Consider the following 228-nt stretch of genomic DNA (forward strand, 5'->3'; position numbering starts at 1 on the left):
GGCAACTTATGGCGAGGTGATGGAGCAGCCTGGCCAGACGTTCTTCACCCAATCCGCAAACGTGATGACGACCGAGTTCTTGAAACAGGTCGAACTCACGAAGGACACAGCGAATCAGACCATTCGGCTGCTGTACCACGACGGCGAAGTTCCTGAGTGCGCCTTCACGCTCTTGCACTACCTGAAGCTCGTTGTTTTCATGGCCAAGGTTCTTGCACCGCGGGCAGG

Annotated in this window: 1 protein-coding gene; it reads left to right on the top strand. The window is 56.1% G+C overall.

The window, feature by feature from the left end:
* Positions 1 to 228: hypothetical protein (locus ACY9Z2_RS19475; protein WP_463611321.1), on the top strand; the 228-nt coding region annotated here is incomplete at both ends.

Source organism: Virgibacillus sp. GM2-2 (assembly GCF_055329585.1).